The organism is Schleiferia thermophila, assembly GCF_003337435.1.
GTDB classification, from domain to species: Bacteria; Bacteroidota; Bacteroidia; order Flavobacteriales; family Schleiferiaceae; genus Schleiferia; species Schleiferia thermophila.
Map to the genome: position 1 here is coordinate 412,491 of NZ_QPJS01000002.1, position 19,910 is coordinate 432,400.

The 19,910-nt window shown below is 39.7% G+C and carries 24 protein-coding genes and 1 tRNA gene; 4 read left to right on the forward strand and 21 right to left on the reverse strand.

Annotated features, from left to right (window positions below; translation table 11 throughout):
• Positions 1-6 precede the first annotated feature (6 nt).
• Genes DES35_RS06920 through DES35_RS06940 form a run of 5 tightly spaced genes read right to left on the reverse strand, consistent with a single transcriptional unit; the run spans position 7 to position 4,791 of the window.
• A complete protein-coding gene (locus DES35_RS06920; RefSeq protein ID WP_114366188.1) occupies positions 7-852 on the reverse strand; it encodes a metal ABC transporter permease in 846 nt (281 codons plus the stop codon).
• A complete protein-coding gene (locus DES35_RS06925) occupies positions 849-1,619 on the reverse strand; it encodes a metal ABC transporter ATP-binding protein (RefSeq protein WP_114366189.1) in 771 nt (256 codons plus the stop codon). Before DES35_RS06925 ends, DES35_RS06920 begins: the two co-directional genes overlap by 4 nt.
• The gene (locus DES35_RS06930) at positions 1,612-2,544 is read right to left on the reverse strand and encodes a metal ABC transporter solute-binding protein, Zn/Mn family (protein WP_170125717.1); all 933 of its coding nucleotides are present in this window, start codon (positions 2,542-2,544) and stop codon (positions 1,612-1,614) included. Before DES35_RS06930 ends, DES35_RS06925 begins: the two co-directional genes overlap by 8 nt.
• Positions 2,537-3,199: a metal-dependent transcriptional regulator gene (locus tag DES35_RS06935; RefSeq protein WP_114366191.1), complete on the reverse strand. Its 663-nt coding sequence runs from the start codon at positions 3,197-3,199 to the stop codon at positions 2,537-2,539. The genes DES35_RS06930 and DES35_RS06935 overlap by 8 nt, the downstream gene beginning before the upstream one ends.
• 59 nt (positions 3,200-3,258) lie before the next feature.
• Positions 3,259-4,791 (reverse strand): glycine--tRNA ligase, encoded by a 1,533-nt coding sequence (locus DES35_RS06940; RefSeq protein ID WP_037357431.1) that lies wholly within the window; start codon positions 4,789-4,791, stop codon positions 3,259-3,261.
• 210 nt (positions 4,792-5,001) lie between these two features.
• Here DES35_RS06940 and DES35_RS11790 point away from each other — a divergent pair, with 210 nt between their 5' ends.
• From DES35_RS11790 to DES35_RS11795, 4 genes are read left to right on the forward strand one after another with little or no spacing between them, the layout of a single operon-like run.
• Positions 5,002-5,253: a two-component regulator propeller domain-containing protein gene (locus DES35_RS11790; RefSeq protein WP_371851081.1), complete on the forward strand. Its 252-nt coding sequence runs from the start codon at positions 5,002-5,004 to the stop codon at positions 5,251-5,253.
• A complete protein-coding gene (locus tag DES35_RS11425) occupies positions 5,202-5,537 on the forward strand; it encodes a hypothetical protein (protein WP_125039416.1) in 336 nt (111 codons plus the stop codon). The genes DES35_RS11790 and DES35_RS11425 overlap by 52 nt, the downstream gene beginning before the upstream one ends.
• 6 nt (positions 5,538-5,543) lie before the next feature.
• Positions 5,544-5,828 (forward strand): hypothetical protein, encoded by a 285-nt coding sequence (locus DES35_RS06955; protein WP_114366194.1) that lies wholly within the window; start codon positions 5,544-5,546, stop codon positions 5,826-5,828.
• Between the two features lie 45 nt (positions 5,829-5,873).
• Entirely contained in the window at positions 5,874-6,035 is a 162-nt protein-coding gene (locus tag DES35_RS11795) for a hypothetical protein (RefSeq protein WP_170125718.1), read from the forward strand.
• Positions 6,036-6,065: 30 nt separating this feature from the next.
• Here the strand turns inward: DES35_RS11795 and DES35_RS06965 are convergent.
• The 16 genes from DES35_RS06965 to porW all read right to left on the reverse strand — a co-directional run bounded on the left by DES35_RS06965 (position 6,066) and on the right by porW (position 19,845).
• Positions 6,066-6,138, reverse strand: a tRNA-Met gene (locus DES35_RS06965).
• Between the two features lie 31 nt (positions 6,139-6,169).
• Positions 6,170-8,038, reverse strand: coding sequence for a 2-oxoacid:acceptor oxidoreductase subunit alpha (locus DES35_RS06970; protein ID WP_114366196.1), 1,869 nt, complete (start codon positions 8,036-8,038; stop codon positions 6,170-6,172).
• A 46-nt stretch (positions 8,039-8,084) separates the two neighbouring features.
• The gene (locus tag DES35_RS06975; protein WP_037357434.1) at positions 8,085-8,321 is read right to left on the reverse strand and encodes a NifU family protein; all 237 of its coding nucleotides are present in this window, start codon (positions 8,319-8,321) and stop codon (positions 8,085-8,087) included.
• A 63-nt stretch (positions 8,322-8,384) separates the two neighbouring features.
• A complete protein-coding gene (locus DES35_RS06980) occupies positions 8,385-9,155 on the reverse strand; it encodes a sulfite exporter TauE/SafE family protein (protein WP_114366198.1) in 771 nt (256 codons plus the stop codon).
• Positions 9,152-9,574 (reverse strand): FixH family protein, encoded by a 423-nt coding sequence (locus tag DES35_RS06985; protein ID WP_037357435.1) that lies wholly within the window; start codon positions 9,572-9,574, stop codon positions 9,152-9,154. Before DES35_RS06985 ends, DES35_RS06980 begins: the two co-directional genes overlap by 4 nt.
• A 6-nt stretch (positions 9,575-9,580) precedes the next feature.
• The gene (gene ccoG, locus DES35_RS06990; protein WP_114366199.1) at positions 9,581-11,008 is read right to left on the reverse strand and encodes a cytochrome c oxidase accessory protein CcoG; all 1,428 of its coding nucleotides are present in this window, start codon (positions 11,006-11,008) and stop codon (positions 9,581-9,583) included.
• A gap of 157 nt (positions 11,009-11,165) precedes the next feature.
• The gene (gene atpG / locus DES35_RS06995; protein WP_037357437.1) at positions 11,166-12,029 is read right to left on the reverse strand and encodes an ATP synthase F1 subunit gamma; all 864 of its coding nucleotides are present in this window, start codon (positions 12,027-12,029) and stop codon (positions 11,166-11,168) included.
• 24 nt (positions 12,030-12,053) lie between these two features.
• On the reverse strand, positions 12,054-13,628 hold the full coding sequence (gene atpA, locus DES35_RS07000; RefSeq protein WP_114366200.1) for a F0F1 ATP synthase subunit alpha: 1,575 nt from the start codon (positions 13,626-13,628) through the stop codon (positions 12,054-12,056).
• Between the two features lie 16 nt (positions 13,629-13,644).
• Positions 13,645-14,199 (reverse strand): ATP synthase F1 subunit delta, encoded by a 555-nt coding sequence (gene atpH / locus DES35_RS07005; RefSeq protein WP_114366201.1) that lies wholly within the window; start codon positions 14,197-14,199, stop codon positions 13,645-13,647.
• 10 nt (positions 14,200-14,209) lie between these two features.
• Positions 14,210-14,704 (reverse strand): F0F1 ATP synthase subunit B, encoded by a 495-nt coding sequence (locus tag DES35_RS07010; protein WP_037357440.1) that lies wholly within the window; start codon positions 14,702-14,704, stop codon positions 14,210-14,212.
• 75 nt (positions 14,705-14,779) lie between these two features.
• Entirely contained in the window at positions 14,780-14,995 is a 216-nt protein-coding gene (atpE, locus tag DES35_RS07015) for an ATP synthase F0 subunit C (protein WP_037357443.1), read from the reverse strand.
• Between the two features lie 33 nt (positions 14,996-15,028).
• Positions 15,029-16,177: a F0F1 ATP synthase subunit A gene (gene atpB / locus DES35_RS07020; protein ID WP_114366202.1), complete on the reverse strand. Its 1,149-nt coding sequence runs from the start codon at positions 16,175-16,177 to the stop codon at positions 15,029-15,031.
• Positions 16,178-16,260: 83 nt separating this feature from the next.
• The gene (locus tag DES35_RS07025) at positions 16,261-16,620 is read right to left on the reverse strand and encodes a hypothetical protein (RefSeq protein ID WP_114366203.1); all 360 of its coding nucleotides are present in this window, start codon (positions 16,618-16,620) and stop codon (positions 16,261-16,263) included.
• A complete protein-coding gene (locus DES35_RS07030) occupies positions 16,617-16,808 on the reverse strand; it encodes an AtpZ/AtpI family protein (RefSeq protein WP_125039417.1) in 192 nt (63 codons plus the stop codon). The genes DES35_RS07025 and DES35_RS07030 overlap by 4 nt, the downstream gene beginning before the upstream one ends.
• Complete coding sequence (locus tag DES35_RS07035) at positions 16,805-17,197, reverse strand: bactofilin family protein (protein WP_114366205.1); 393 nt, start codon at positions 17,195-17,197, stop codon at positions 16,805-16,807. The genes DES35_RS07030 and DES35_RS07035 overlap by 4 nt, the downstream gene beginning before the upstream one ends.
• Before the next feature lie 8 nt (positions 17,198-17,205).
• Positions 17,206-19,845 carry a type IX secretion system periplasmic lipoprotein PorW/SprE gene (gene porW / locus DES35_RS07040; RefSeq protein WP_125039418.1) on the reverse strand — a complete coding sequence of 880 codons (2,640 nt, stop codon included), beginning with the start codon at positions 19,843-19,845 and terminating at the stop codon, positions 17,206-17,208.
• Positions 19,846-19,910 lie beyond the last annotated feature (65 nt).

Genomic DNA, 19,910 nt, shown 5'->3' on the forward strand with positions numbered 1-19,910 from the left:
AGGCGATTATTCATACTTCTCATTCGTTTTTTTTCTAAATAAGTACAATACAATCAGCAACATACCGCCAACCACAACTATAATGGGGCCGGTGGGCATTTTAGGGTAGATGTAGCTGATGACTGTTCCTCCTGCTGACATCAGCAATGAAATTGCCATTGCATAGCTTGTCATCTGTCGGATACTTGCCGAAATCAGCCTGCTGCCAAGAGCCGGCAATATGATCAACGCAGAAATCAATACAACACCTACGGCCTGCACACCCATCACCACGGCCCCTGTAAGCAGTGAAGTCAGAAGAGTATTGATTCTGCCAACCGGGAGACCAATTGCCTTGGCATAAGTACTGTCGAAGGAAACTGTGATCAGTGCTTTTTCGCTCCATTTTACAAAAGCCAGAATAAGAGCCGTCAGCACAGCATACATGCCAACATCCAGATTGGTAAGGGCGGCTGCTTTTCCCAGGAGAAAAGCACTTAATCCAGCCTGATTGCCATACGGCAATTTTTCTGCTACTGTAAGGAGTACAACCCCTAGCCCATAAAACATTGTAAGAACCACAGCCATAGCTACATCGGCTTTCAAAAAACTAATTTTTATAATTTTCTCTGTCAATATCTGGGCAAAATATCCTGTGATGAATCCGCCCATAAACAACAGCCAGAAATTTTTTTCACCTGATAATAAATAGCCGATTACCATACCAGGCAGCAGGGAATGTGATATGACATCACCAGAAAGCGATTTGTTTTGGAGAAAAACAAAAACTCCTACCCTCGAAGCCGATATAGCAAGCAATGCGCTGCCTGCAAAAACCCAAAGAAAGTTTGGCTCCTGAAACATTGAGATCATGACTTTGCAATCTCTTCTCGAGCATTCCCGGCAGTTCGGATTCTGTCCAATGCAGGCAAACCACCACCATAAGTTTCAAATAAATACTGTGGCTGTAAAGCTTCTTTTTTCTGTCCAGAGAAAATCAGTTTTCGATTGATCATGACGAAATAATCAAAATAATCAAAGGCTGTTTGCAAATCGTGATGAACAATAACAACAGTCTTTTTCTCTTGCTTCATTTCTTTCAAAAGCTTCAAAATAGCGCTTTCTGTTACAGAATCCACTCCTGCAAAAGGCTCATCCATTATATAAAGCTCAGCCTCTCTTGCTAATGCCCTGGCGATAAAAACCCTCTGTTGCTGGCCACCACTGAGTTGTCCAATAGGTTTGTCTTTGTATTCTAGGAGATGTACCTTTTCAAGAGCCTTCAGTGTAGCTTCCTTGTCTGAATTTTTTAATCTTTTGAAAATGTTATCAGGTGCATACCGCCCCATCAGGGCTACATCGTACACACTGACAGGAAAATTCCAATCCACACTCTCACGCTGAGGAACATATGCAATTTTGCTGCGAACTTGATCTATTGAGTGGCCTAAAACCTGAATTGTTCCCTGCATCGGATGGATTAGTCCCATTATACTTTTAAGCAAAGTGGACTTACCGGAACCATTTGGCCCGATGACTCCGCAAATCACGCCTTGTGGCACTGTGAAGCAAAGGTCAAAGATTACTGGTCTTCCGAGGTATCCGGCAGTTAGATTTGTGATGTTTAGAGCATCATTCATCTTTCAAGGCATTGTAGATTTGATGAACATTATGACGGAAGGCACCTGCCAAGGTATGATGTCCCAAGTGTTTAGGTCCGGTGGCATCTGAATAGAGTACTCCGCCGAGCTTAAGTGAATAACCCTTTGATTTACAGCCTTCAATCACTGCTTTTACGGATTTTTCCTGAATTGTACTTTCAATAAAGATGGCGGGTATTCTATTCTCAACAATCAGGTTTATCATGTCAATGATATCTTTTAATCCATGTTCGGAAGCAGTACTGATACCCTGGAGTCCAAGGACTTGGAAGTTGTAAGCCTTTCCAAAATAATTGAATGCATCGTGTGCGGTGATTAATATCCTTTTTTCCTGAGGGATCATCTCAAACATTCGGATTGCCTCCAGGTGAGCTTCTGTTAATTCCACTAAGTAATTCTCCTCATTTTTTGAAATATAATCCAGTTGTTCCACGGAGAAGTAATTCTTATACCTGCTTACTATCTCTAAAACTACGCTTTGGATGGCCATTTGCCATAGTGGGATATCAAACCACACATGCGGATCAGGGATTTTTTCGTCGATAAATATCAAATCATCCTGATTAAGAAAATCTGTCACTGCAATGGACTTATTTGTTTTTTTTAGGTTTTCGAGTGTCTGAGCTATTTTACCTTCGAGGTTCAGACCATTATAGAGGATTACATCAGAAGCTTTTAGCAGTTTAACTTCGCCTGCACTGGCTTTATATGTGTGGGGGTCTGTCCCCGGTTTCATTAATGCATAAACATTAAGAGTTGTATCAAAAATTTGTTGAATTGCATCGTAAATCATCGTTGTGGTGCATACTACATTGATTTTATTTCCTTCAGTGGCGCTACGGGTCTTACATCCATGCATCAGGAGACAACACAAAAACACCAAAACAATATGTGTCCTATTCATCGGTTTTGACATAGATTTTTTCAGCAGTATTTCTAGATATATACATAGATTTTTGGTGGTTTACTTTGATTTTCAAACTTCCGTCGTGAGGGTTTAATCTAATGATATGAACTACTGAACCTAAAAAAATTCCTTCCTCACCCAGAAACTTCAAAAAGTCTTCACTGTCATCGGCTACAGATTTTATGGTAGCAAATGAATTTACTTCTACATCACACAATCTCAACAGATCAATTTGTTCAAGATGGCCATGTTTATCAGGTATGGGCTCTCCATGTGGGTCATATTTCGGGAAACCGAGATAAACTTCGAGTTTGTTGATCAAAGCTTCGCTCCGAATGTGCTCAAGTTGTTCGGCTATTTCATGGACTTCTTCCCATCCCATACCTAGTTTTTTTACCAGGAACACTTCCCATAGCCGGTGTTTTCTGATTACCTGTAGAGCCATGGCACTGCCTTTATCGGTAAGGATGCATCCCTGATACTTTTCATATGTCACCAGACCTTTTTCCGATAGCTTTTTGACCATTTCAGTCACTGACGGGGCTTTGGCTTCCAGTGTTTTGGCAAGGGCATTGGTACTCACCGGATTTTTGCCTAACCCACTGAGCTCAAAAATGGCTTTCAGATAATTTTCTTCAGAGTGTGACTGCACTTTTGAGATGTATCACACAAAAGTACAGTTTATTTAAAATGCAGAATAAATATTTTAGGCTATCCTAAATAATTTTTGTAGTGATACTGCGTATTTAAAAAGTTATTTAGTTCTGAAATATGAATTCGGATCTGTTCTAAGGTGTCACGGTCTCTTAGTGTGACGGTATTGTCGTTCAAAGTCTGGTGGTCAATGGTTATGCAATATGGAGTTCCAATTGCATCCTGACGTCTGTATCTGCGCCCAATTGAGTCCTTCTCGTCGTAAATACATTGAAAGTCCCATTTGAGTTGTTCAAATACTTCTTCTGCTTTTTGAGGCAGTCCGTCTTTTTTTACCAAAGGCAATACAGCTACTTTCGCTGGAGCCAGAATATAAGGCAATTTGAGCAATGTTCGGGTTGACCCATCGTTGAGAGTTTCCTCCCTTAAAGCGTAGCTTAGCATGGCAAGCACCGTCCGATCAAGACCTATGGAGGTTTCAATCACATAAGGAATGTAGCTTTCGCTGGTTTCAGGGTCGAAATACTGCATTTTCCGCCCGCTGTAAGTCTCGTGATTTTTAAGGTCAAAATCGGTGCGGGAGTGAATTCCTTCAAGTTCCTTAAATCCAAAAGGAAAATTGAACTGAATATCACAGGCTGCATTGGCATAGTGAGCGAGCTTATCGTGGTCGTGAAATCGGTAGTACTTATCCGGTATTCCAAGGGATAGATGCCATTTCATACGCTCCTCTTTCCAAAAGCGATACCACTCCATTTCAGTGCCTGGCTTGACAAAAAACTGCATTTCCATCTGTTCAAACTCTCTCATTCTGAAGATGAATTGCCTGGCAACAATTTCATTTCTGAATGCCTTCCCTACTTGAGCTATCCCAAAAGGCACCTTCATCCTTCCAGTTTTGTAAACATTTAAGAAATTGACAAAGATGCCTTGTGCTGTTTCAGGTCGGAGATAAATGACAGATGCTTCGTCAGTTACTGACCCAAGTTTGGTGTCGAACATCAGATTGAAATACCTGACCTCCGTCCAGTTTTTGGTGCCAGAAATGGGGCAAACGATATTTTCGTCCTGTAAGATATTTCTTAGTTCATCCAGGTCATTTTTCTCCAAGGCAGCTACAAATCGCCGGTGCAGCGCATCTCTCTTTTCAAGAATTTCTAAGGCTCTTGGATTTGTTTTGACAAAGAGTTCTTTATCAAAACTATCGCCGAACCTCTTTGAGGCTTTATCAATCTCTTTTTGGAGTCGTTGGTTGTATTTCTCGATGTGTTCTTCGATTAATACATCCGCTCTGTATCTTTTTTTTGAGTCTTTGTTGTCTACCAAAGGATCCATAAATGCATCCACATGGCCAGAAGCTTTCCAAGTGGTAGGATGCATAAAAATAGCAGCATCAATGCCTACTATATTTTTGTGGAGTCGGGTCATAGAATACCACCAATAATTTCGAATGTTGTTTTTTAACTCTACGCCCAGCTGACCATAATCATATACTGCCGATAGTCCATCGTATATTTCACTTGAAGGAAATATGAATCCGTATTCTTTAGAGTGTGATATTAGCGTTTTAAGTTCTGTTTCCTGACTCATCTTTTGAGTATTCTTTAAAATGCGCGCAAAACTATGCAAAACAATTTCAATAGTTGTCTGAATTTTCAGTTCTTTGTGTTTTGATTTAAACAGATCGATAAAAATATTAAGAACATTTATTTATTTACTCCCTCGATAGAACAATTTCGCATTGCTTACACACTTATATGTGTTTTCTGCATACAGTTGAATGCTATAGCTCAAATCCCTGTGCATTACAAATTTGATGTTACAAAGGGTATAAACTCAAATGTTGTGTATGATGTAGTTTTTGATAGTGTAGGATTCTTATGGCTGACCACCGAAGAAGGTCTCATGAGATTTGACGGAAATACATTTAAGTCATTCGTTTATACTGATAATAAATATAGAGCAGGGAGTTCAATTCAGATTGACCAAAATGGAAGAGTTTGGTACCAGTCGTTCGATGGAAACATTTTTTTCTGGAAAATGATTCGATAAAAGAGTTTACTCTAGGAAGGGAATTGTACTACTCTTCTATTTTGATTGAAGGGAATCATTTAATTTATCTTGATGGAATGTCACTGGTCTTTTATGTTTTGAATTCAAATCAAATAAAATGGAAAGTGCCTCTGCTCACACAATACATTACTTCACTTGTAAAATTTGATAATCATTATTACCTTGGAGGAGATTATTTGTATTTGGTTAATGTTCAAGATCAAAAAGTTGAAAAAAAAGGAAATATAAATAATATTATTTCGATTTTCAGTAATGGTAATTGATTTATTTTGCAAGTTAATCAAAATAATCAGCACATACTTTATGAGTACAATTATGAAGGATTTTATAAATTATTTGAGACTCCATATCGAATAAATTCTATTCATTTTATTGAAAATGATCTGATAATAGCAGACAATCAGGGAATTCATATATACGAGCAAGGTGTTTTTAAAAATTACTTTATAAATGAATCTTTTTCAAAAATATTAATTGACCATAATAAACAGTTGATTGGTGCTACTACAAGAGGAGGAATCTTAATTATACCAAATCAAAATGATCTCGAATAAATCATTAAAATACTACGATGAGATTTTTTTAAGTATCCGATGTTTATGCGCACGCTTAAGAGTTTTTTAATAAATCTCGATGAGGTAAAAGAGTACGTACGAACTGATGGTGGGTCTATAAAAATGAAAAATGGTGATTTGGTAGGGATTTCTAGCGATAAGGTATCTGATTTTTTACATCTTATGGCAAATTTGAAGCGAGAATAGAAAAAGCCGGTAAGTACCGGCTTTTTTTAGTAGCGGGGGCAGGACTCGAACCTGCGGCCTTCGGGTTATGAGCCCGACGAGCTACCAACTGCTCCACCCCGCGGTCTTAAAGTTTGGGCTGCAAATATACGAATTTATACTTGATGCGTGCAAGTTTTTTTATTACACGAAAGAATTTGCAAAGCTTTTTCTTCTATCTCCTTTGCTAAAAATGGCTGTCCTTTTACTTTGTGGAGTTCATAAGGTTTGATTCCCAACTCACTTTTTAGAATGTAAGCCAATTGTCCCATGTTGAGCTCCGGTATGAGAATTTCAGAAAAATTATGAACAATATCGCATAAGTTTTTTTGAAGAGGATAAATATAATTTAGATGTAATTGAGCCACTTTTAGGCCTTTTTTTCTTAGATTTTGGGTAGCCACCTTTATGGCTCCATAGGTTGAACCCCATCCAATAATGAGCAGATCTCCTTGTTGATCTCCTTCTTCTATTTCAGCTTTTGGTAAATAATCGGCTACTTTCAATATTTTTTCTCTGCGGATATGTACCATTTTTTGATGGTTTTCCGGGTCATATGAAACAGTTCCTGTAATGTCTTCTTTTTCAAGTCCGCCTACTCTGTGCATTAAGCCGGGTGTTCCCGGAATAGCCCATGACCTTACAAGGTCTGCGTTTCTGGCATAAGGCATGTAAGTAGCATCGCGCTCTGCAGTAGCAAATCTGGGTGTTATTTTTTCCAGTAGGTGATAGTCTGGTATCAACCAGGGTTCTGCACCATTGGCAAGATACCCGTCTGAGAGCAAAATAACGGGTGTCATGTGTTCTATAGCCAGTTTTGAGGCCATATAGGCCATTTGAAAACAGTTTGCAGGTGTAGATGCTGCCATTACAATCAGAGGAGATTCGCCGTTTCTGCCGTGAATCGCTTGAAATAGGTCAGCTTGTTCGGTTTTGGTGGGCAGTCCGGTAGATGGTCCACCTCTTTGGACATTGATTATTACCAAAGGAAGCTCAAGCATGATTGCAAGTCCAATGGCTTCAGTTTTCAAGGCCATTCCAGGTCCTGAGGTACCTGTCACTGCCAGGTTGCCTCCATAGGAGGCGCCAATAGCTGCTCCGATGGCGGCTATTTCGTCTTCTGCCTGAAAAGTTATTACATCAAAAGCCTTGTAGCCAGCAAGCAAATGCAGGATATCGGATGCTGGCGTGATGGGATATGAACTGTAAAAGAGTTTGAGACTGGCTTTTTGAGCAGCTGCAACGAGACCTAAAGCCAATGCTTCATTACCCGTGATGCTTCTGTAATGTCCCGGAGGGAGTTGAGCCTTACGAATTTGAAATCTGACGGCTGTTTCTTCAATGGTTTCTCCAAAATTGTATCCGGCTTTCAGAGCTTTTATATTGGCCTCTGCTACAGAAGGTTGATTTGCGAATTTCTTGTTGAAAAATTCTATGGTCGGTTGGAGGTCTCTGGTATACAGCCAATAGACCAAGCCAAGCATAAACATATTTCTACTTCGGTCTATTTCCCGGGTGCTGAGACCAGTATCTTTTAGCACTTCCCTTGTGAGGCGAGTACACTCGACTTCAATCAGTTTATAACCGTAAAGACTTCCGTCAGAAAGTGGATTTTGATGAGGTGCCAGGCCGGCAAGTTCGAGGTTTTTTTTATCAAATCCATTGCTGTTTGCAATGATCAATCCACCTTTTTTTAGCGTTGACAAATTTTTTTTTAAAGCCGCAGCATTCATGACCACCAATGTATCAACTTCTCCACCAGGAGTGAAGATTTCGGTAGAGCCAAAATTTATTTTAAAACCACTAACGCCGGCTATAGTGCCTGCTGGAGCTCTAATTTCTGCTGGATAATCCGGAAATGTGCTTAGGTCATTGCCAAGAAGTGCTGTAGTGAGTGAAAATTGAGTACCTGCTAGTTGTATACCATCGCCGGAGTCACCGGCAAATAAAATGGTAGCTTTTTCAACCGTTTGAATATCACCCATTGCTTCAGGGGATTAAGTTGTTAATTGGAGTATGGTGGCCGCTGTATTAGGGTATTTGTACGACTTGTCTGATTTCAGGAGCATATTTTTTAATGGTGGTCTCTACACCGGTTTTTAGGGTGATCTGGTTGACATTGCATCCCACACATGAGCCGTGTAATCTGATTTTTACTGTCAAATCATCACTTATTTCTACCAAAGTAACATCTCCACCATCAGATTGTAAAAATGGTCTTATCTCCGAAAGTGCTAATTCAATTTTATTTTGAAGATCAGGATTCATGATCAGGTATCCATTTGTGACAAAGTTATGAAAACTATAACCGTGACCAGGTAAGGAGATGTTCTAATGACATTTAAAATCTTTATTTTCAGTTGAATTTTCCGATTTTACACAGCAGCTCCCGGATGGGTCCGGTGCTGTAACTGAGGCACTTTTAATTATTAAGGCCTCCTTACTTGGACTTACAAAAGGTATATTCAAATTGGCAGCTCTAAGCAAAAATAGGAACCCGACAAGAACTGTAACCAATGAGAGAGCTTTTTTAAAATTCGTCTTTCCGAATTTGAAGAGGGTATTGCCTCCGATGCTTATCAATATCATTGCAGGCAAGGTGCCTGTTCCAAATACAAACATAAACAATGCCCCTGAACCAACTCCGCCAGTACCTAAAGCGCCGGCAAGTGCGACGTACACAAGCCCACAGGGCAGTAATCCGTTGAGCATACCTAGTATCAGGAGATAAAGGAAATTTTTGTCGGATTTGAGAATTTTAGTTCTTAAATTGTTGATATTCAAAGTGAAATATAAAATGGAGAAAAACTTTTCAAAACGCTTTTGTAAAAATGGCAGCATTCCCATTACTATCATCATAAAGCCTGCAATAAGTGATGCTGCATATTGAAAACCCGTCAGAGATAGTGACTTTCCCAGTAGGCCAAACAATGCGCCAAAAGCAGCATATGTAAACGAGCGCCCCAGATGATATAGCAATCCATTGGCCCATCTATGGGTTGTAGCGCTAAAGAGACCTGGAACTGCAAGGGCTAAAGGTCCACACATTCCAACACAATGCATCGAACCAGCCAGGCCTAATAAAAATGCTGCAACAATCATAAGAATATGGTGTCTTCAAAATAAAATTTCTCGCCCTTACATGCAACCTTGCATTTAATTAGCCATTTCCCGGGAGTAAACTCCTTTCGGGATATTCTGAGCTGCTTATGAACTGAAGTATAAGTTTTATCCAACAGTTTTTTTTCAGGATGCAAAAAGTTTAGCTCTGCAGTAAAATCCTGATCAAACGGGAACTCAACGATCACTTCCTCTTTGTCATAAAAAACGTTGAGGTGCAGTCCTCTTTCAAGAGCTCTCTGTTTCTGGTCAATTATTTCCTGATACAGCAGTTCTTCATTGTAATAATTTTCAGTGATAAGGTCGATGTTTTGCAAGGACATGCGATACACCATAAAAATGATAAACATCGCAAAGCCAATTAGAGAAAAAACAATATACCAACCCCAGTTTAGTTTCATAATGAATTATTTTTTAATCGGTGCCATAAAAGTTACTTTTACCTGATCCAGGAGTTCATCTCCATTATACACACCCACTTTTATATAATTTTTTCCAGAATTCAAATCTTCCAATGGAATATAAATAAACATAGCGCCTTTTTTAATTTCTTGGACTCCGAGTGTAAAATTTTGACTTTCATTTCCGGGGATCATAATTCGGGCCGTTGTCGGCTCAATAACTTTTATTTCGGCATTTATAGGTTTGGGAGTTTTATTTATAAGTTGATAATTATACAAATTGCTTACGATATTGTCATCATGTAGTTGAAACAATTGGCCTGGAGTACGTAGAATAGTGGCTTCTACTTTTACTCTTTGAAAAATCAAAAAACCCATGAGTGACAGCAACAACACAAGCACAGATGTATAAAATGCAAGACGAGGGGTGAATTTCCAGTTTTCTCCATTAGCTATTTGATTTTCAGAGGCATACTTGATCAGTCCCCGAGGTTTATTGATTTTGTCCATCACAGCGTCGCATGCATCAATGCAAGCGGTGCAATTGACGCACTCAAGCTGTGTTCCGTTTCTAATGTCAATACCTGTGGGGCAGACATCGACGCACTGACCGCAGTCGATGCAATCGCCTTTACCGGCTTTAGTGCGGTCTTCATTCTTTCTGAATTTTGCTCTTGGTTCACCTCGGAGTCTATCGTAAGCGATGACTATGGAGTTTCGATCCAATAGTACTCCCTGCAGTCGTCCATAAGGGCACACTACTATACAGGCTTGCTCTCTGAACCATGCGAAAACAAAGAAAAATATACCGCTAAAGATGAGCATAGCCGTAAGACCACCGATGTGTCTTGAAGGATCATCGGTTACAATATTTAGCCATTGGTCAGAACCTATGATGTACATCAAAAAGACGTTGCCAATAGCAAACGATATGAGATAAAAGATGCTGTTTTTAAGGAGTCTTTTTTTAATTTTTTCTGCGTTCCACGGCATTGATGCCAGTCGCAGTTGTTGGCCTCTGTCCCCATCGATCCAATATTCAATTTTTCGAAAGAGCATTTCCATAAAAATGGTCTGGGGGCATATCCAACCGCAAAACAGCCTACCATAAGCTACTGTGAACAAAATGATAAATACCACCGCTGTGACAAATGTAAGTGCCACCAAATGGAAATCTTGCGGCCAAAACACCTGACCTAGGATAACAAATTTTCTCTCCAGAATATTTAACATCAAAAATGGTTGCTCATTAATTTTGATAAAAGGACCGATGAACAATATTGTGAGGAGAAAATAACTCAGGATTGTTCGGTATTTGTAAAATTTACCAGATGGTTTTTTGGGATAGATAAACTTTCTCTTTCCATCTTCACTGATAAATCCTACTCGGTCGCGAAACGAATCCTTTTCTATGAAATTTTCCTGAGTACTCATCTCAGAGTATTTGTGATGTTGCTATCAAAGGTACTTTCATTGGCCTGGCCTGCTTTATGATGAATATCACTAATTTGATGTTAATGAAGGATGTTGAAAAAAAAGCCGCCTCACTTCTGAGACGGCTTTTTGAGTTAGTTTGAAAACTCTGATTATGCTAGCCGTTGAGGGCGGCTGCTCCGGATACGATTTCGAGTATTTCGTTGGTGATGGATGCTTGTCGTGCCTTGTTGTAGTCTAACTTGAGAACTCTCTGCAGTTCTCTTGCGTTGTCAGTTGCTTTGTGCATTGCAGTCATTCGTGCACCATGCTCGCTGGCGTTTGAGTCCAAAACTGCTTTATAGACCTGAATTTTCAATGATTTCGGAATCAACAGCTGGAGGAGGTCTGCTTTTTCAGGTTCGTAGATGTAGTCTGTTGCAGCAGAATTTTGGTTTTCGGGTTTTTGAACCGGAAGATATTGTTCTACGGTAGGATATTGTACAGCTGCATTTTTAAACTGATTGTAAATAAGATGGATTTCATCGTATTTTCCATTTCTAAAATCTGCCATAAGGTTTTCTGCCAGTGTTTCAACCTTGCTGTATTGGATTTGATCAAATATATGGCTTTCGTTTCCAGCTATGGTATATTCTAATTTTTTGAAGTAATCATAGGCTTTTTTGCCGACGCAGAGTATAGACACATGTCGTCCAAGGGATTTTTGTTCTTCTGCAGTTTTTCTTGCCAGTTTATTAATGTTGGAGTTGAAAGCTCCACACAACCCTCGATTGGAGGTCATGGCTACAAGAAGTACATTTTTGACTTCTTTTTTGCTTGCATATATGCCATCATTACCTTCAAGTGTCGAATTCAGGTTTTGTAAAATTTCCTTGAGTTTGCTGGCATAAGGGCGCATCTGCAAGATGCTGTCCTGAGCCTTTTTGAGTTTGGCAGCCGATACCATTTTCATAGCAGATGTGATCTGCATGGTACTTGAGACCGATTGTATTCTCTTTCGGAGTTCTTTCAGGTTTGCCATTGAGCCTGAGGAGATTTAAACTAATTAATATTTTGAAGCCAATTCGTGAGCTACTTTTTCGAGCACTGAGGTGATTTGGTCATTGAGCTGACCGGTTTTGAGCTGGTCCAGGATGTCTCTGTGTTTGTTATCGAGATAGTCAAGATATTCAGCTTCAAATTCTTTTACTTTTTCCACTGGGACCTTCGCCAGAAGATTTTTTGTGCCTGCATAGATGATGGCAATTTGCTTTTCTACGGGTACGGGACTGTTGACATTTTGTTTCAGGATTTCAACATTTCTTCTACCTTTATTGATCACGGCCATTGTGGCAGCGTCGAGGTCCGAGCCAAATTTGGCGAATGCTTCTAGTTCGCGGTATTGAGCCTGGTCGAGTTTGAGAGTACCGGCAACTTTTTTCATGGATTTAATTTGAGCATTCCCTCCTACACGGGATACTGAAATTCCGACATTAATTGCCGGACGTACTCCTGAATTAAAGAGGTCTGCTTCCAGAAAAATTTGGCCATCGGTGATGGAAATTACATTGGTAGGAATGTAGGCTGATACGTCTCCGGCCTGGGTTTCGATGATAGGCAATGCGGTTAACGAGCCTCCACCTTTTACCTTGCCTTTGAGTGATTCGGGCAGGTCGTTCATTTGGGAAGCTACCTGGTCGTCATTGATGATTTTGGCAGCGCGTTCCAGTAGCCTTGAGTGAAGGTAAAATATATCACCTGGATATGCTTCGCGGCCAGGAGGACGACGTAATAACAAGGAAACCTCACGGTAGGCGACTGCTTGTTTGGAAAGATCGTCGTAAATGATCAATGCGGGTCGTCCTGTGTCTCTGAAATATTCACCGATAGCAGCTCCGGCAAAGGGCGCATAGAACTGCATGGGTGCTGGGTCAGAAGCGTTGGCAGCTACCACGATGGTATAGGCCATAGCGCCTTTGTCTTCAAGAGTTTTTACAATTTGAGCTACGGTACTTCCTTTCTGGCCGATGGCTACATAGATGCAATATACTGGCTTTCCGGCGTCGAAAAATTCTTTTTGGTTGATGATGGTATCTAGAGCCACAGAGGTTTTACCGGTTTGCCGGTCGCCGATGATTAGCTCCCTTTGGCCACGACCAATGGGAATCATAGCATCAATAGCTTTGATACCTGTCTGGAGAGGCTCATTCACAGGTTGCCTATAAATTACACCCGGAGCTTTGCGTTCGAGTGGCATTTCGAAAAGTTCACCTGTTATTGGACCTTTACCGTCGATGGGTTCACCTAGAGTGTTGACCACTCTTCCTATCATCCCTTCACCTACATTGACGGATGCAATTCTTCTGGTCCTTTTAACTGAGGAACCTTCTTTGATTTTAGTGGATGAACCTAGAAGCACAATACCTACATTGTCTTCCTCCAGGTTCAATACAATTCCCTTGATACCATTTTCAAACTCGACCAATTCACCTGCCTGTACGCCTGTAAGTCCATAAGCCCGGGCAATTCCGTCACCTACCTGAATGACAGTCCCTACTTCCTGTAGTTCGGCTTCGGTGCTTACACCTGCAAGTTGCTGCCTTAAAATTGCTGAAACTTCTGATGGTTTAATATCTGCCATTGTAATTGTTTTTTAATTAAAAGGATGGTTTGTAAAGATTAGAGGCAAAGGTTTTTTTGAATTCATTGAGGAAATTTTTTACAGATGCATTGATTTCTTTATCGTTTATTGTGATGATCAGGCCAGCAATAATGTCAGGATTTATGATTTCCTCAAGCTCAATCGTGCCTCCAAGAGACGATTTTATTTTTTTTATGATTTCTTCTTTGATTTTTTGGCTCAGAGGTTTTGCTGAGGTGATTTTTACAAGGTGTATTCCTTTATAATTCCGGTACTGTTCAAGAAAGTTTTTAGCAATCTCGTAGATGAAACTTTCTCTTTTATGCTTAATGAGAAGTGTAATAAAAGATTGAGACAGTGGGTTGAGATTTTTTCCAATCTCAATCATTACTTTTCTCTTTTGATCGGATTTTATGACAGGGCTTTTAAGCATTACCGCCAAGTCGGGGTTTGAGCTGATGACTTCATGCAGAAATTTCATATCTTCTTTTACTGGTTCGAGTACTTTTTTTTCGTGAGCCAGTTCAAGTAGAGCTTTAGAATATCGGTGGGCTAATTTTGGAATTCTCATTCGGATATCGTTAATTAATCATCACTTTGTTGATGATGCTGGAGGCGAATTCTTCGTGTTTTTTTGAATCTTCCAATTCTTTTTGAAGAATTTTTTCAGCTATTTCGATGGAAAGTGAAGCCACTTGATTTTTTAATTCGTTGATGGCTGCCATCTTTTCGTTTTCTATTTGTTTTCGTGCTTCAGAAAGAAGTTTTTCACCTTGAATTTTTGCTGCCTCTTTAGCATCTGAAAGGATTTTTTCTTTCAGTTCTCGGGCTTCTTTGAGAATTGCATCTCGTTCGGATCGGGCTTCTTTGAGCAGTTTTTCATTTTCATTGGTCAGATTTTGCATTTCCTGGCGGGCTTTTTCTGCGGCATACAGGGCTTCTTCTATATTTTTTTCCCGCTCTTTTACACTGTTTAATATGGGTTTCCAGGCAAATTTGCCAAGTATAAAGACCAGCAGTAAAAATGTAATCAGCGTCCAGATGAATAATCCAAAACCCGGTGTTACTAATTCCATGTGTTATTAGGTTTAATTTTGAATACGTGGGTGTAAAGAGAAAAGACCGAACCTACCGCCCGGTCTTTTTTCAAATTACTTGGGGTTGTTGCCCAGGATAGCTGCTACAATGCCAAAGAGACCAACACCTTCGATGAAGGCTGCTGCAATCAGCATGGCAGTTTGAATTTTACCTGACGCTTCTGGTTGGCGAGCGATGGCTTCCATTGCTGAGCCACCTATTCTACCAATTCCAAGACCTACTCCCAATACGGCCAATCCGGCCCCGATAGCTGCGATACTACCTACCATTGTATATATAGATTAGAATTAAACATTTCTGCTTTAGTGATGATCATCGTGTTCATGGGTTGCCATCGTCTGGCCTATGAACAAGGCGGATAATAATGTAAAAATGTATGCCTGTAGCAATGAGATAAACACCTTAATCAAATAAATAAATAAGGTAAGCAAGATGGAAGCAGGTGCCACTGCTACAGATTTAAAAATAAATATAAGACCTATCAAGCTGAGAATTACAATGTGGCCTGCAGTCATATTGGCAAAAAGACGAATCATCAGCGCAAAGGGCTTAGTGAAAATGCCAATAAGCTCTATAGGTGCCAGCAATAATTTCATAGGCACTGGCACTCCAGGCATCCAGAAAGTGTGTTTCCAAAAATCTCCTGATGCATTAAATATCATCAGAATAAGGGTTAAAAGCGCCAGAGACATTGTAAAAGCAATATTACCACTCAGGTTTGCACCACCAGGAAATACGGGCATCAAACCCAGCATATTAGCAATCCAAATAAAAAAGAATAAAGTAATCAAATAAGGGACAAATCGTTCATAGTACTTTTCTCCGATATTTTGAAGCGCAATCTCATCGCGAATGAAAACTAAAATTGGCTCTATAAATGATGCAAATCCTTTGGGCGCTCTGGAGTTTGTTTTATAATTACTGGCTGATTTAAATGCAATAAAAACAACCAGAAGCGCTGTTAAAAATAGAGAAAAAACATTCTTCGTAATGCTGATATCGATGGGTTTATCGTTTAATATGGCTCCATCGTCGCCTTTATTCACAAAGCTGCCATGGCTATCTGCTTTTTCTGAGGCATAATAGATTTTTTCGTGATATTTAACAAATCTCTGACTTCCTTTTTCAACGACTACCCTACCGTGATCGTCGTGATGAAAGGCATTTGACATAAATGTAACAAGTCCTTCTTTGGTGTATAAAATCACTGGCAATGGGATGGATATCGAATGATCTTTCCAGTCTAGAATATGAAAATCGTGTGAATCGGCTATGTGATGCATAATTAAGTCGTTGATATTTTCTTCCTGCTCTTCGGTATTTTGAGTGATATGAGGGTCTGTGGTATCTAGAGAGTTGGCACTGGAATAGAAACTTCGGACGGTGAAAGGTGCTGCAAGTAGCAAAGAAAACAAAATGAGCAACTTTCCGGGTTTTCTTGCAATCTTCATTCGGGCAGTGAGTAGAAAGAATTAATTATTTCGGGCGCAAAAGTATGGACAAAAGTTTTTTAAAAAATTGTAAATTAAAAAAATTATCTCATTATCTTGACCATGAGGATGGCAGTGAGTGCTAGCATCACAAAGTAGGGGATGAAAAAATGAGACATCACCGATTGAGTGGTAATGAGGCCAATTTTAAGTGCGAAAAAGATCCACAGGATACTCACAATCATTTTCAATAGCGACATGCCAAGCACCAGATATGGCAGATAGCTTCCAAAGGTTCCATTGTTTCTGACCCTGAGTATCAGAATTTCAAAGGTGGAAATACTAACTATTATAAGATAGGAAAATACTACAAATCTTAGGAAGGTGCTGCTGATGATCAAATGTAGAAGCAGTAGGGCTATTGATATAAAATTCAGCCAAATAACTGCTTTATTCTCCTTCATTTCAGGTTTTTTAATTCTTTAAATAACAAATAAAAAGATATAAAAATTCCCAGTAGAGAGCAGATTATGAAATACGTACCAGTAGTAGGATTGTATTGCTCATCCAACTGATAACCTACATAGGCAAAAAGGCCTATGATTGCTGCCATTTGAAAGACCAGGGCTGAAAAACGCAGATACGAATTCACACACTCAGACTTTCTTCCTGCTCAGTTACCTGCTTTTTAGAAACGTTGGATTTCATAATACATTGCCCGTTGAAGATGGCCCCTTCTTCCATAATAATTCGCGAGGTGTATATATTACCTTTCACAATCGACTGAGCAAGCAAGTGTACGATATCATCTGCCATGATATCACCGGTTAGATTACCCTCAATTTTAGCAGAAGCGCATTCAACAGTTCCCTTGACAAGTCCCTCAGGTCCAATTACAAGTTTACCTTTAATTTTAATGTTGCCTTCAATGGTTCCGTCAATTCTAAAGTCGCCTTCAGATTGTATTGTTCCGGTGACAGTCGTTCCTTGCAATAATCTGTTGCTGATTGTAATGGGTTGAGTTTTTTGCTTAAAAATCATCGCTTTGCTCAATTTGAAGCTAAATTAATGTATTTGTTGTAGAATTCTACATATTGATGAAGCATTTGTTTCTGATAAAACTTTCTGAAATTATCTGAAGTAATTACAACCTGGTGATTTGGTTTGGGAATGTAGGCAATAAAATCCATATCCTGATTGATTTCTCTGAGATATTGAAGAGCTTCGCTCTGATTTTTAAAACCGGAAACAAGAATTAATTGATAGTCTTTACCCATCAGAATGTTTCTTAGCTGTAGTCTGCTGTTGGCATATTTCAATGAGTTGAAATTGCTGATGGTACTACGAATAAGGTTTAGGTCGATACCTTTGTTTTCTACTACCAACATGAACTGATGTGGGGCTGATTTTACATCAGTGAATTCACCACCTTCCCGGGCCTGGCTCTGGGCCGATGATTTTTCACCAGACAGATGAGAGAGAATGTTTTGAGCTTCAGTAGCTTCAGGACTTTGGGGATAGGTAGCGATTATTCGTTCAAGTTTAAGTTTTAAACTATCCTTATGCGATAGTTTTGCTGTGATTAGTGCATCCAGCAGCCACCATTTAGGGGTAATTTCCGATTGGGTGTATTTTTTCAGTGCTTCTTGAGTCATATTCCAGGCGTTCGGATACTTTTTTGATTTGTAGAGGGAATATGCTTGTTTGTACTTGAGAAATTCTTCTTCGTTAGGCTTTTTTTTCTGCAACGAATCCGTAGTTTGTCCGCTTAGGAGAGCTGTAAAAGGTGAATCCGGAAATTTCTTAGCCAACCCATCGCAGTACGTTTCTTTTTTCAGGCTAAGACCCTGATTTTTTGCTATAATACAGAGGGCATAATACACTCGTGGTGTGCAGTCGCAGTTGGGATATCGCTTCAGCAAGGTCTCCAGCATTCGCATAGATTCTCTTTGATCTTCGAGTACTTCTTTGTAGATTCGTGCAGCAGCTTCGTAAGCGTTTCGTATTTTGGCATGCGAGGCTTCGATGGAATCAGGATGTGTAGGTATACGGCTGTAATAATATTCTCTGGTATATCGCGGATCGGTCTTTTTGCCTTTGTCTGAGGGGTTATCCTGATGATCCGGGTTTTCAGCTGGGCTTTCAGTGGAAGAGAAGGATTGGATTTCTTTGTTTCTTCTTCGCCAATGGTCTTCGAGTTTTCGATTTCCCCATCGATTGGTAAATTCTGCAAATCCTTTTGATACTGTATTTTGGTTGTAAAAATAAAATGCCGGGGCCGCTCCCGGGGCACCCAGTCCCATCATCCCTCCTGCAGGGTTTTGGGTTGGTGTGGTCTCTTGAAGTGGATTCTGGGTTAATAATCTGCTGGACTCTTCATCTTCCCTGGCAGCTTCTTCGTCCTGTTTTTTGATGCGGTCTATGATGTGGTCAATGATTTTATCGAGATCTTTTTTATCCAGAGAGGCAAGCTTTAAAATGGAATCTTCATGAGCAATGATACTGAGCTGTTGGACGAGTTCGGTAAGGCTTGATTTTTTTTTCTCAATTGGTTGATATCGGAAATGACTTTTGGGTAGTACCATTAGTGCACTGTCGTAGTTGGCTTCAGCTGGTATGTATTCGCGAAGCTCAAAGTGAAGATCTCCTCTTTTGATATAGCTCAATCCTTTTTGAACTACATTGTCAGTACTTAGCGAAATGGACTTTTGAAGCGCTACAAAGGCTTTGTCCAGATGGTCATCTTTGATGTGGACTTCAGCTTTTTGATAGTAAATGGCATCGAGAAAGTCTCGGTTCTTGTCTTTTTTTGCAAGATTTTCAAGGTATTTTAGAATTTCTGCTGATTGCATCAGGTTGGGGTCATAGTTGGCAGCCATCCTTAGATATGCATTGATTTGATACAGATAAGGGGCATTTGACTTGGCTACTTTTCTAAAAACTTTGTTGGCTTCAAAATAGTTTCCTTCCAATTCGTAGAGCTGACCCAAAAAGAAAAGCAATCGCGTCTTTTCATCCTTTTTCGGATGAGTAGCCAGGGCTTCAGTGATGTAGCCTCTAGCGGCTGAGTAATTTTTATCAGCTATTTCATTGATGGCCATTGCTTTAAGTAGCTCTCGTTGTTGTTTTTTAGTTAGTTTGTTGGATTTGTAATATTTAAATCCTGTTTCGCGGGCGGCAAAGTAGTTGCCAAGTTGAGTTTGAGCTTTGATTATAAATATTTGAGCATCAACTGCTATTGGATGCTGTGAAAATTCTTTAGAAATAAAATTGAAGATTTCAATGGCTTTAAAGTAATCTCTTCCATAATAGTAGGCCTCTCCAATTAGAAAATAGGCATTTTTTACTGTTTTATTGCGCTGTTTGCCGGCGATAAGCATGGTGTGCTCTTTGATAGCTTTGGTAGCTTTTTCATTTGCTCTTTTCAAATCAGCTTCAATCATTGGAACCAAAGCCTCAGGAGTTACGGGATACAAATCAATTAATGTATCAAAAGATTGCTTTGACTGTTGCTTAATGGTTAATTTTGCCTTTAACAGGGCTTGCTCTCCATTGAACAGGGGGTTGAATTTTGCAGTAGTTTGATGATAAGTCCTGTTGATCCAGGTGTCTTTTGTGCGGCTGCATGACAGGATCGTGGAGATAAATAATACGATAATAAATAAATGAATTGACCGTCGAGTATTCAACAATTTTTTCGCCAAAAATAGAGTATTCGTTAGATGAAAACGACTTCTTGAGCTTTGTAGTATAT